11 protein-coding genes are annotated in these 12,445 nt (G+C 72.5%); 10 read left to right on the top strand and 1 reads right to left on the bottom strand.

Going from position 1 to position 12,445, the window contains the following annotated elements; translation table 11 throughout:
- Both E1200_RS24130 and E1200_RS24125 read left to right on the top strand, forming a co-directional pair.
- Nucleotides 1-1,368: PH domain-containing protein (locus tag E1200_RS24130; protein WP_347813239.1), on the top strand; the 1,368-nt coding region annotated here is incomplete at its 5' end.
- A 169-nt stretch (nucleotides 1,369-1,537) separates the two neighbouring features.
- A complete protein-coding gene (locus tag E1200_RS24125) occupies nucleotides 1,538-2,746 on the top strand; it encodes a cytochrome P450 (protein ID WP_131954353.1) in 1,209 nt (402 codons plus the stop codon).
- A gap of 7 nt (nucleotides 2,747-2,753) precedes the next feature.
- Here the strand turns inward: E1200_RS24125 and E1200_RS24120 are convergent, their stop codons facing one another.
- The gene (locus tag E1200_RS24120; RefSeq protein ID WP_347813238.1) at nucleotides 2,754-3,764 is read right to left on the bottom strand and encodes an SAM-dependent methyltransferase; all 1,011 of its coding nucleotides are present in this window, start codon (nucleotides 3,762-3,764) and stop codon (nucleotides 2,754-2,756) included.
- 154 nt (nucleotides 3,765-3,918) lie between these two features.
- Here E1200_RS24120 and E1200_RS24115 point away from each other — a divergent pair, with 154 nt between their 5' ends.
- From E1200_RS24115 to panD, 8 genes are all read left to right on the top strand, one after another.
- Nucleotides 3,919-5,121 (top strand): sensor histidine kinase, encoded by a 1,203-nt coding sequence (locus E1200_RS24115; RefSeq protein WP_207933519.1) that lies wholly within the window; start codon nucleotides 3,919-3,921, stop codon nucleotides 5,119-5,121.
- A gap of 12 nt (nucleotides 5,122-5,133) precedes the next feature.
- Nucleotides 5,134-5,832, top strand: a complete 699-nt coding sequence (locus E1200_RS24110) for a response regulator transcription factor (RefSeq protein WP_131954352.1) — start codon at nucleotides 5,134-5,136, stop codon at nucleotides 5,830-5,832.
- Nucleotides 5,833-5,994: 162 nt separating this feature from the next.
- Nucleotides 5,995-6,261: a chaplin family protein gene (locus tag E1200_RS24105; RefSeq protein WP_165950438.1), complete on the top strand. Its 267-nt coding sequence runs from the start codon at nucleotides 5,995-5,997 to the stop codon at nucleotides 6,259-6,261.
- 412 nt (nucleotides 6,262-6,673) lie between these two features.
- Nucleotides 6,674-7,447, top strand: a complete 774-nt coding sequence (locus E1200_RS24100; RefSeq protein WP_131954350.1) for an ABC transporter ATP-binding protein — start codon at nucleotides 6,674-6,676, stop codon at nucleotides 7,445-7,447.
- Entirely contained in the window at nucleotides 7,447-9,942 is a 2,496-nt protein-coding gene (locus E1200_RS24095; RefSeq protein ID WP_131954349.1) for an FtsX-like permease family protein, read from the top strand. The genes E1200_RS24100 and E1200_RS24095 overlap by 1 nt, the downstream gene beginning before the upstream one ends.
- A gap of 105 nt (nucleotides 9,943-10,047) precedes the next feature.
- Nucleotides 10,048-11,022, top strand: coding sequence for a DUF2520 domain-containing protein (locus tag E1200_RS24090; RefSeq protein ID WP_131954348.1), 975 nt, complete (start codon nucleotides 10,048-10,050; stop codon nucleotides 11,020-11,022).
- Between the two features lie 77 nt (nucleotides 11,023-11,099).
- A complete protein-coding gene (gene panC, locus E1200_RS24085; RefSeq protein ID WP_131954347.1) occupies nucleotides 11,100-11,960 on the top strand; it encodes a pantoate--beta-alanine ligase in 861 nt (286 codons plus the stop codon).
- Nucleotides 11,960-12,376 carry an aspartate 1-decarboxylase gene (gene panD, locus E1200_RS24080; RefSeq protein WP_131954346.1) on the top strand — a complete coding sequence of 139 codons (417 nt, stop codon included), beginning with the start codon at nucleotides 11,960-11,962 and terminating at the stop codon, nucleotides 12,374-12,376. The genes panC and panD overlap by 1 nt, the downstream gene beginning before the upstream one ends.
- The last annotated feature ends 69 nt before the right edge of the window (nucleotides 12,377-12,445 follow it).

Genomic DNA, 12,445 nt, shown 5'->3' with positions numbered 1-12,445 from the left:
CAGCCCCACCCTCCGTACGGTCACGGCCCACCACCGGGCTACCGGCCACCGGTGCGGTTCTCGGAAGGCGTGCACAGGCTTCACTGGGCGACGGTCCCCCTGCGCGCGTTCATCTTCCTCATCATCTACTTCGTCCTGCTCGGCTTTCCGCTGCTGCTGACGCAGACGGAAGACGGCATCGTTCTGGCGCTGACCCCGGAGGTCGTCGCCAGATTTCTCATCGTGACCGTCCCCATGGGGTTGCTCGCTGTCGGGACCGGGCTTTGGGTGTGGCTCGCCCTGCGCTTCCGTGTCGACGGTGACGACCTCGTCGTCGAGACCGGTCTGCTGCGTAAGAACAAGCGCCGGATCCCGCTTTCGCGCATTCAGGCCATCGACCTCGTCCGCCCCTTGGTGACACGGGTGTTCGCGCTGGCCGAGGTACGGGTCGAACTGGCCGGCGGGGAACGGAGCGAGATTTCGCTTCGTTACCTGGGACGGCACTCCGCCCAGCAGTTGCGCGCCGAACTTCTCGCTCTCGCAGCCGGCCTCCCGGGACAGACACCTGAGGCTCCAGAGCGGCACGTGTGGCGCGTCTCCTTTGGCACGTTGCTAGCGTCCCTGGTCCTGCGCCTACCCGTGCTGGGCACGTCCCTGCTCTTCTTCGCGTCCCTCCTGTTCCTGGTGATGTACGCGGAGGTCGGCATCTTGGCCGTCACCATTCCGGTCATGCTCGCGCTCATCCGGGCCGTGATCGCGCCCCTGGTGATGTACGCCAACTTCACGGTCGCCATGTCGCCGGACGGTGTCCGCCTTCGGTACGGCCTTCTGGAAACACGGATGCAGACGCTTCCTCCGGGACGCGTCCAGGCGGTCAGCATCATCGAACCGGCGATCTGGCGCACTCTCGGCTGGGCCCGGGTCGAGGTCACCGTCGCGGGGTACGCGGGGGAGCGCCAGGCGTTGTCCTCCACGCTCCTGCCCGTCGCGCCCCGGCACATCGCCATGCAACTGGTCTCCCAGGTGTTCCCCGGCACGAACGTCGATGCCGTCTCCCTCATCCCGGCCTCGTCCAAGGGTCTGTCGCTCGACCGGGCGGACGGCGCCGGGACGGACGACGTCGTCTTCGTGTCCCGGCACGGCTGGCCCTGCCGCCGCACCGACGTGATCGCCCACGCTCGGGCGCAGTCCGTCCGGCTCACGGTGAACCCGCTCCAGCGCCTCCTCGGCCTCGCGACCGTCCATGTGGACGCGCCCCCGGGACCGGTGCAGGTCGCCGCAGCCGACCGCGAACTGGGCGAGGCCCGCGCAATCGTCGAATCGACCGCCCGCCGTGCCCTGGCCGCCCGCCGGTCCGGCCGCGGAGACCCGACCCGCTGGGCACGCTGAAAAGTTATCCACAACCTCCCGTTTCTCTTCCCGGCTGTGCCGCGACCCCCGAACATGAAACCCGGGGCGGCCCGCTCATGGGGGGAGCGGGCCGACCCCACCACCGGAAACGCGGGCTTCCTCAAGGGGACCTGATGGGGCGATCACAAAAGGCGAATATCGTCGGATCATGAGTGATCTGGCGTATGACCCCTGGTCCCCCGAGTTCGTCGCGGACCCGTATCCGGTGTTCGAGCGGCTCCGCGCCGAGCGGCCGGTGTTCTTCCACGAGGCCACCGACCAGTGGGTGATCAGCCGGTACGAGGACGTCGACGCGCTGCTGCGGGACCGGCGGCTCGGGCGGTCCTACCTCCACGTCGCGACCCATGAGGAGTTCGGGCGCGAGCCGGAGGCCGACTTCCTCAAGCCGTTCTGGGACCTGGTCCGCGCCGGGATGCTGGACGTCGAGCCGCCCACGCACACGCGGCTGCGGCGCCTGGTGTCCAAGGCGTTCACCGCCCGCATGGTGGAGGGGCTGCGGCCGACGATCAGGCGGCTCGCCGGGGAACTGGCGGGGGAGCTCGCGGCCAAGGGCGGCGGCGACCTGCTCGCCGAGGTCGCCGAACCCCTGCCGGTCAACGTCATCGCGGAGATGCTCGGCGTCCCCGTGGAGGACCGGCACCTCCTGCGCCCCTGGTCGGCCGACATCTGCGGCATGTACGAGTTGAACCCGCCGCTTGAGGTGCAGCGGACGGCCGTCCGCGCCGCCGTCGAGTTCTCCGACTACCTGCGCGGCCTGGCGCGCACCCGGCGGGACGAGCCGCGCGACGACCTCATCACCGCGCTCACCCAGGTCATGGACGAGGGCGACCGCCTCACGGAGGACGAACTGATCGGCACCTGCGTCCTCCTGCTCAACGCCGGCCATGAGGCCACGGTCAACGCGACCGGCAACGGCTGGTGGTCGCTGTTCCGCCATCCCGGTGAGCTGGAGCGCCTCCGCTCAGACCCGTCGCTCATCCCCACGGCCGTTGAGGAGCTACTGCGCTACGACACTCCGGCGCCCATGTTCGAGCGCTGGGTCCTTGAGGACATCACGGTCGCCGGTGTCGACATCCCGCGCGGTGCTGAAGTCGCGCTGCAATTCGCGTCCGCGAACCGTGATCCTGAGGTCTTCACCGACCCGAACAGGTTCGACCTGGCCCGCGACCCGAACCCGCACATCACATTCGGGCTCGGCATCCACTACTGCCTGGGCGCGCCACTGGCCCGCATCGAGCTTGCCGAGTCGTTCGGTGCTGTCTTGCGGCAGGCCCCAGGGCTGCGTTTGGTGACTGAGCCGAAGTGGAAGTCGGGCTATGTCCTGCGTGGCTTGCAGTCTCTCCACGTCGAATGTTGAGGTCGCGCTACGCCAGAGGCGGAGGGATGGGGATGACGACGGTCTGGGCCAGCCAGCCGAAGCCGCCGAGCCCGGAGGGGTCGGTCAGTTCGGCGTCTTCGCCTGCGTGGCAGAGGGCGGCGACGTAGGCGCGGGGGTCGCGGTGGGCCAGGTCCAGTGGGGGGCGGGCTCCGGTGAGGCCGAGGGCGCGCAGCGCGTCGCGCTGGGTCGTCAGCAGGGTGGACGTGGCACCGGCGCGTTCACCGGCAGTGGTGCAGGCGTCCAGGGCGACGTGTGCGGTGACGTCGCAGGAGCCGTCCGGGACGGCGGGGACGGTCGATCCGTCGCGGTAGCCGGCGAGGGTTCCGTACACGGGCCGCGACTCGCGGGAGTGCGAGTAGTCCACGGCGAGCGCCAACCCCGCGGAGAGCCGTCCGACCACTGAGGCCCAGGCGGCGCAGCGGGGATGGCCGATCTCGGCGCGGTCGCCGGGTTCGCGGAGGGGCCACCAGCGGTTCAGCCACGCGCGGTCCTCGTCGGACGGGACGGGCCCGGGCCGTTCGGTGCCGGTGGACGGATCGACCAGGATCGTCCGCACGCCGTCCGGTGTCCGTTCGACGACGTCCAGCGGGATGTTGTCGAGCCACTCGTTCGCCACGGCGAGGCCGGTGATGCGGTCGGGCAGGTCCGGACGCCAGTTGATCCGCGGCGAGATCCCGGCCGGACGCGGGGCGATCTCCACGGCCGTCGGGGCGAGCCGCGGCGCGAGGTCGGGCGGGGCGCAGGCCAGGATGTTGCTCACCAGGTGCCCGGACCCGGCGCCGATGTCGACGACGTCCAGCCGCGCGGGGTGGCCGAGCAGGGTGTCGACCTCGACCAGCAGGCGGGCGATGGCGGCGGCGAAGCGCGGGGAGGCGTGCACCGAGGTGCGGAAGTGCTCGGCGGGACGTTCCCCGCGCCGGTAGAAACCGTTCTCCCCGTACAGCGCCCGGTCCATCGCGGTGCGCCATGTCAGCCATTCGGAAACCAACGCCGCCACGACTGTGACGTTACCGTGCGCGACCCCGCGTGCCAGGTCTTTGGACGGGGTGTCCCGCGCGTGCGACTGGGCGCTGCACAGGAGTCCCTTGGGGGGAGACCGGGTCCGACTTACGGTTGATTTGGGGACGGGTGGGCGTCCGTACCCTGTCCGTATGGTGGCGGACGCGTGGGAGTGGCTGCGGCGTAAGAAGCCGCTGGGCGATGCGTTCTTCGCGCTGCCGCTGCTGGTCCTGGCCATGCCGTCGCTGGTGACCGGCCGTCATGAACTCGGTGATTCCGGGACCATCCTGCTGACGCTCGGGCTGCTGGCGCCTCTCGTCCTGCGCAGGACGTTCCCCCGCACGGTCTTCGCGACGATCGCGCTCACCTCGGCCGTCCAGTGCCTGGTCGGCGTGGAACCACAGCTGGCGAATGTCGCGGTCCTGATGGGGCTCTATACGGTCACGGCCAGGAACTCGTTCCGGTGGGGCGTTGGGGCGGCGCTGGTCGCCGAGCTGGGTGCGCTGATGGTGACCTTCCGGTATCCGAACAGCGCCGACGACCGGAAGTACGTGTTCGCCATGCTCACCGTGGTCGTGGCGGGCGTGTGGCTCCTCGGCCTGCACATGCGGACGCGCCGGGCCTACCTGCGGTCGCTGGAGGAACGCGCCGAACGGCTGGAGCGCGAACGCGACAACGAGGTCAAGGTGGCCATGGCCGCCGAACGGGCGCGGATCGCCCGCGAGCTGCACGACGTGGTGGCGCACAACGTCAGCGTGATCGTCGTGCAGGCGGACGGGGCGGCCTACGCGATCGACACCGATGTCGGACGGGCCAGGCAGGCGCTCGACACGATCTCCGCGACGGGACGGCTGGCGCTGGCGGAGATGCGGCGGCTCCTCGGCGTCCTGCGCGAGAGCGACGACGCGGGGGTGTTCGCGCCGCAGCCGGGGGTGGCGGAGCTGGACGAGCTGGTCGAGCACGTCCGCGCGTCGGGCCTGCCGGTGGCGTTCGAGGTCGACGGGACGCCGGAGCCCATGTCGGAGGGCCGGCAGCTCACCGTCTACCGGATCGTCCAGGAGGCGCTGACCAATACGCTCAAGCACGGCGGTCCGCGGGCGGCGGTGTCGGTGCGGCTCCAGTACATCGGTCACGCCCTGGAGATCCGGGTGGACGACGACGGGCGGGGCGCGGCCGCGCCGGACGACGGGCAGGGCCACGGCATCGCGGGAATGCGGGAGCGCGTCGCCGTGTACGGCGGCTCCGTCTACGCGGCGCCGCGTCCGGGCGGCGGGTTCGGGGTGCTCGCGCGGATCCCGGTCCGCGAGGAGGTGGGCCGTCCCGTGAACGGCGCGGCCCCCCATTCATTCATCTGACGGGGAGTGCGCATGACGGAGGCTGAGGACGCGGCGGCGCCCGTCCGGGTGGTGCTGGTCGACGATCAGGAGCTCGTGCGGGCCGGGTTCAGGATGGTCCTGGACGCGCAGCCCGACATCGAGGTCGTCGGCGAGGCCGGGGACGGGGTGCAGGCGCTGGACCTGCTGCGGACCACGCGCGCGGACGTCGTCCTCATGGACGTGCGGATGCCGCGCATGGACGGGATCGAGGCGACCCGCCGGGTGGTGGCGGCGTCCGGGCCGAAGGTCGTCATCCTGACCACGTTCGACCTCGACGAGTACGCGTTCGCGGCGATCAAGGCCGGGGCGGGCGGGTTCCTGCTGAAGGACGCGGGCCCGCCGCAGCTGATCGAGGCGATCAAGGCGGTGCACTCGGGGGACGCGGTGGTGGCCCCGAGCACGACGAAGCGGCTCCTCGACCGGTTCGCGGTGCATCTGCCGGACGCGGAGCAGAAGGCGGTCGGGGCGCTGGAGAGCCTGACCGACCGGGAGGGGGAGGTGCTCCGGCTCGTCGCGCGCGGGATGTCGAACGCGGAGATCGCGCAGCGGCTGTTCGTGTCGGAGGCGACCGTGAAGACGCACATGGGGCGGATCCTCATGAAGCTGAACCTGCGGGACCGGGTCCAGGCGGTCGTGTTCGCCTACGAGACAGGTCTGGTGAAAAGCGGGCAAACGGACAACTCTATGTAACGGCTTGATCACTCCATGATGACTTCTTGTCTTCGGCCTTACGTAAAGCATTGATCTACCTGAGAGTAGCTGAATAACTACCGTACGCGACGTGACCCGGACGGGTCGCGTCGTCGACTGTCGGATCGGGCCGATTCGGGCCCAAGTACGGGAGGGACTCTCTTGATCAAGAAGCTTGCCGCGACCGGCATCCTCGGTTTCGCCGTCGCCGCCTCGGCGCTGGCCGCCGCCCCCGCGCAGGCCGCCGCCTTCGGCGGCGGGAACGCCGGTGACGGCTCGCACAACACCACCGCCGGCAACATCGGCCTCCTCGCCGGCAACCAGGTGATCGCGCCGATCTCCGCCGCCACCACCGTGTGCGGCAACGCCGTCGCCGTCATCGGCCTCGCGAACGCCCAGTGCAAGGGCGTCGCGGAAGTCGACGACTGAGGACCGCACTCCCCTGAGGCGACGGGTGCGGGGTTCCGCACCGCGCAGGGTGCCGGAGTCACCCCGGCCCTCCGGATAAGAGCGTTTTCACCCGTCGTCTGAGCGCCGGCGACCCACCAGGGTCGCCGGCGCTCGCGCGCGTGGAGAACTCCCGTCTCCACGAGGACCAGACCACGCCCCGGCCGAGCCATGGGCGCCGGTCGCTCGTCACCGGCCGCCCGGTGCGGCCTGACACGGTGCCGCGAACTCGGAGAGATGACGCGTCCGTACGTCTCAGGTCGTATGCGGCGGCGTCGGTCGGCCGCGAGGCTGATGGAAAGCGTGGCCGCCGGGCCGATGGCGGCCGCGCGGCGGCTTCCTAGCGTGGTCCGCGGAAGATCAATCCGCGGACCACGACCCTCAGGGAGCCGCCGTGACCAGCACGTTCACCGATCCGCCCGGAGACTCTGCGGCTGCCGAGGCACCGCCGGCCGTGACGGCCGAGGACGTGTCGAAGGTGTACGGGTCCGGCGACGCGGCCGTGTACGCCCTGCGCGGGGTCAGCACGCGGTTCGCCAAGGGCGCGTTCACCGCGATCATGGGGCCGTCCGGGTCCGGGAAGTCGACGCTGATGCACTGCCTCGCCGGGCTGGACACCGTCAGCGCCGGACGCGTCGTCCTCGGCGACGTGGAGATCACCGGGATGGGCGACCGGCGGCTGACGCTCCTGCGCCGCGACCGCGTCGGGTTCGTGTTCCAGGCGTTCAACCTGCTTCCGACGCTCACCGCCGAGCAGAACATCCTGCTGCCCCTCCAGCTGGCGGGCCGCAGGCCGGACCGCGCGTGGTTCGACCGGGTCGTGGACGTCCTCGGCCTGCGCGACCGGCTGGGGCACCGGCCGGGCGAGCTGTCGGGCGGCCAGCAGCAGCGGGTCGCGTGCGCCCGCGCGATCGTCGCCCGTCCCGAGGTGATCTTCGCGGACGAGCCGACCGGCAACCTCGACTCCCGCGCGGGTGCGGAGGTGCTGGGGTTCCTGCGGTCCTCGGTCCGCGAGATGGGCCAGACGGTCGTGATGGTCACCCACGACCCGGCCGCCGCCTCGTACGCCGACCGGGTCGTGTTCCTGCGGGACGGCGAGATCGTGAGCGAGCTCGCCGAGCCGACGCCCGCGGCCGTCCTCGACCGGCTCAAGAGCCTGGAGGCGTGATGCTGCGGACGACCCTGGCCGGCCTGCGGGCCCACAAGCTGCGGCTGCTGCTCACCGCGGCCGCCATCACGCTCGGCGTCGGGTTCATCGCCGGGACGTTCGTGCTGACCGACAGCATGAACGAGGGCATCGGCAAGACGTTCGCGAGGTCCGCCGACAAGGTCGACTTCGCGGTCGTCCCCAAGAGCGAAGACCCGGACGAGGGCATCGCACCCACCACGTATCAGAAGGTCGGCGCGCTGCCCGGCGTGACCGACGTGCACGGCATCGTCAAGGGCGAGGCCGCCCTGGTGGGCAAGGACGGTAAGGCGGTGGGCGACTTCCCCACGATCGCGATCTCGGTGCCGTCCGGGTCACTGCTGCGCTACGACGTCGACAAGGGACGACCTCCTTCCGGTGGGGACGAGACCGTCCTCGACGGTGCGCTGGCCGAGCGGGAGGGCTACACGGTCGGCAACACAGTGACGATCCTGGACGCGGACAACCGGCCGCACAGTTTCAGCGTCGTCGGCCTGGTCGACTTCGGCATCGACCAGGAGGCCAAGGTCTTCGGCGCGGTCGGCTTCGACACCCCCACCGCGCTCGCGATGACCGGTGAGCGGACCTACCGCGAGATCGACGTCGCGGGCGGCGACCGGCCGTCGATCGAGGCCGCCGCGGGCCCGGACACCCGGGTCCACACCGGGCCGGAGCTCGGCGCGGCGCTGGCGAAGTCCGCGGGCGCCGACACCGAGATCATCCGGGCCGGGCTGCTGATCTTCGCCCTGGTCGCGATGCTGGTGTCCGCCCTTGTCATCTACAACACGTTCGCGATCCTCATCGCGCAGCGGATGCGGGAGACGGCCCTGCTCCGCTGCGTCGGCGCGACCCGCCGGCAGGTGTTCGGCGGTGTCGTCGCCGAGTCCGCGGCGGTCGGGCTCGCGGGATCGCTGCTCGGCATCGCCGTCGGCACCGGCCTCGGCGCCGCCGCGCTCGTCGGGGTCGCCGGGCCGGCCGCGGCGGTGCCGGTGGGCGCACCGTCCCTCACGCCCCGGACGATCGTGGTCGGCCTGGTGGTCGGCGTCGCGGTGACCGTCCTGTCGGCGCTGGCGCCGGCCCGCGCCGCGACCCGGGTCGCGCCCGTCGTCGCGCTGCGCTCGGACCGGGAGCCGGGGAGCGGCCGGTTCCGGCTGGGCCGGGCGCGGACGGCGGTCGCGGTGCTGCTCGGCGCCGCGGGCCTGGCCATCGGCGCGGCCGGCTCGCTCGGCATGGCGAAGGGGCAGGCCGCGATGTACTCGGTCGCGCTCGCCGGCGCCGTGTTCTTCCTCGGGGTGGTCGCGGCGATGCCGGCGCTCGTCCGGCCGCTCGGACGGCTCGCGGGCGCGGTGCCGGCGCGGTTCGGCGGCGTCCCGGGACGGCTCGCGGTCGCGAACGCGCTGCGCGCCCCGCGCCGCACCGCGACCACGACGATCGCGCTGACCGTCGGCGTCGGGCTGATGAGCCTGTTCGCGGTGGTCGCGGCGAGCGGCAAGGCCACCGCGGCGCACCAGCTGGCGGAGCAGTTCCCGGTCGAGTTCCAGCTCAGGACGCAGAACCTGGACGGACGCCTCCCGCAGGCACTGGCGGAGGGGCTGCGCGAACGTCCCGAGGTCGCCGCCGTCGTGGAGATCCGCAGGCAGGACGCGCGCATCGGCGGCGAGGAGGTGGAGGTCGGCACGGTCACCCGGTCGGCGCTCGGCACGGTCGTGAACCCCGAGATGGAGGCGGGCGCGCTCGGCGCCGCCCTTGAACCGGGAACCGCGATGGTGGACCAGGCGACCGCCGAACGGCCAGGCCAGGGCGTCGGGCGGACCGTCCAGGTCGAGACCCCGCGCGGCCCCGTCCCACTGCGGATCGCAGCCGTGTACGGCGGCGGCGCCCGGCTTCAGGGGATCATCGTCCCGGAGGCCGACTTCACCCGCTATTTCGGCGCCGTCGACCCCTCGGAGATCTTCGTGAAGACCCGCGACGGCGTCCCCGCGCCCGCGGCCCGCGCCGCCGTCGACGACGCGGCGAAGCCCTATCCGGCCGCGAAAGTCGTCTCCGCCGCCGAGTTCAAGGAGACGATGACCCGGGCCATCGACACCATCTTGATGATCTTCGCCGGGCTGCTCGGCCTCGCGATCGTCATCGCGCTGTTCGGCATCGCGAACACCCTCACGCTCTCGGTCGTCGAGCGGACCCGGGAGTCGGCCCTCCTGCGGGCGCTCGGCCTCACCAGACGCCAGCTCCGCCGGATGCTCGCCGTCGAAGCGCTGGTCATGGCCGTGATCGGCGCGGTCACCGGGGTCGTCCTCGGCATCGCGTTCGGCTGGGCCGCGACGAACGCGATGGCCGACGACTCCCGCTTCGCGCTGCCGTACCTGCAGGTCACGGGCTACGTCCTGCTGGCGGGCGCCGCGGGGACGGCCGCCGCGGTGCTTCCGGCGCGGCGCGCCGCCCGCGCATCCATCGTGGAGTCCCTGGCGCATGACTGAATGGGACGGGGTGGCGACCGTCACCCACCGGACTGCGCGACCGCGTCCCGCGGGTACCCTGGGTCGCGCACGTCCGGTACCCACCCGAGGACTGGAACGAAACCGATGGACCCTGACGTCACGCCCGCCTCCGCCGCGCCCGGGGATGGGCCGGACCCGGCTGCGGGCACGGCCCCCCGCGCGCCCCGGCCCGAACCGGAGACGCCGGAGGACCGGCCCGCCCGGCTCGCGGTCGGCGTCGTCGGCGCCGGCCGCGTCGGCACGGCGCTCGGCGCCGCGCTGGCCCGCGCGGGCCACCGGGTGACCGCGGCGACCGCCGTGTCCGAGCGGTCGCGGGCCCGCGTCGCGGAACGCCTCCCCGGCGCGGCCGTCGCGGACCCGCCGGACGTCGTCGCGGCCGCCGACCTCGTGCTGCTGACCGTCCCGGACGACGACCTCCCCGAGCTCGCCGCGGGTTTCGTCGCCGCGGGCGTCGACGTCACCGGCAAGCTGATCATGCACACCAGCGGCCGGTACGGCACCGGCGTCCTCGACCCGCTCACCCGCGCCGGCGCGCTGCCGCTCGCCCTGCACCCGGTCATGACGTTCACCGGCCGTCCCGACGACGTGAACCGCCTCACCGGCATCTCGTTCGGCGTCACCTCGCCCGAGCCGCTGCGCCCGGTCGCCGAGGCGCTCGTCCTGGAGATGGGCGGCGAACCCGTCTGGATCACCGAGGGCGCGCGCCCGCTCTACCACGCGGCGCTCGCCGGCGGCGCGAACCACCTGGTCACGCTGGTCGTCGAGGCGATGGACCTGCTCCGCGCCGCCGGCGTCGCCGACCCCGGCCGGATGCTCGGCCCGCTGCTCGGCGCCGCGCTGGACAACGGCCTGCGGCTCGGCATCGATGGGCTCACCGGCCCGGTCGCCCGCGGCGACGCCGGCACCGTGTCCGGCCACGTCGACGAGCTGGCCCGGGTGTCGCCGGAGAGCCGCCGCGCGTACATCGCGCTGGCCCGCCTCACCGCCGACCGGGCCCTCGCCGCCGGGATGCTCAAGCCCGAGGACGCCGAACGCCTCCTCGAAGCACTGGCCGATTGAGGGAGAACACGAATGCGGCCTGCTGAACCGGCGCCGACCCGCCGTCCCGCGCCCGAATCCGGCGGAAGGGGCGTGTCGTGACCCCGGTCGTCGTGCGCACCCGGGAGGAACTGGCCGAGGCCCGCTCCCGGATCGAGGGCACGCTCGCCTTCGTCCCGACCATGGGCGCCCTGCACGAAGGCCACCTCTCCCTGATGCGGCAGGCGCGCCGGTCGGCGGACGCCGTGGCGGTCAGCATCTTCGTCAACCCCCTGCAGTTCGGGCCGGACGAGGACTTCGACCGCTACCCCCGGACGTTCGACACCGATCTCGACGCCTGCGCCGCCGAAGGCGTGGACCTCGTGTTCGCCCCCACCCGCGCGGTCATGTACCCGGGCGAGCCGCAGGTCACGGTCAGCTCGGGGCCGATGGGCGAGATCGTGGAAGGCGCCGCGCGGCCCGGCCACTTCGACGGGATGCTCACCGTCGTGCTGAAGCTGCTGCACCTCGTCCGGCCCGACGTGGCGATCTTCGGGGAGAAGGACGCGCAGCAGCTCGCGATGATCCGCCGGATGGTCGCCGATCTGGACGTGCCCGTCGAGGTGGCGGGCGGGCCGACCGTCCGGGAACCCGACGGCTTGGCCCTCTCCAGCCGCAACCGGTATCTTTCCCCCGCCGAGCGCCGGACGGCAGTCGCCCTGTCCCGCGCCCTGCACGCCGGGGCGGACGCCGCCGCCGAGGGCCCGGAGGCGGTGCTGGACGCCGCCGGCGCCGTCCTCGACAAGGCCGCGGCCGCCGATCCGCCCCTCGTCCTCGACTACCTCGTCCTCGTCGACCCCGCCACGTTCACCACGATCTCGGGCCCCCGCAGCGGCCCGGCCGTCCTCGCCGTCGCGGGCCGGGTCGGCGCCACCCACCTGATCGACAACGTTTCCCTCCAGCTCGGCAAGGAGCACTGATGTTCCGGACGATGTTCAAGTCCAAGATCCACCGCGCCACCGTGACGCAGGCGGACCTCCACTACGTCGGATCGCTGACCATCGACCAGGACCTGATGGACGCCGCGGACCTCCTGCCCGGCGAGCAGGTGCACGTGGTCGACATCGACAACGGCGCCCGCCTGGAGACCTACCTGATCGCGGGCGAGCGCGGCTCCGGCGTGATCGGCATCAACGGCGCCGCCGCCCGCCTGGTGCAGCCCGGCGACCTGGTGATCATCATCAGCTACGCCCAGCTCAGCGACGCCGAGGCCCGCGAGTTCGTCCCCAGCGTCGTCCACGTCGACCGCTCCAACAAGATCATCTCCCTGGACTCCGACCCCGCCGCCCCGGTCCCCGGCACCAACACCACCCGCGGCGACCTCGTCCACCCCTGACGGCCATCGCGAACGCCCGGCCCCGCGTGCCATCGGCGGCGGCCCGGGCGGGACTTCGCGCGCCCGGAA

Origin of the sequence: Actinomadura sp. GC306, assembly GCF_004348665.1 — a bacterium.
Lineage (GTDB): Bacteria > Actinomycetota > Actinomycetes > Streptosporangiales > Streptosporangiaceae > Spirillospora.
This window is presented reverse-complemented; position numbering and strand designations above follow the sequence as displayed.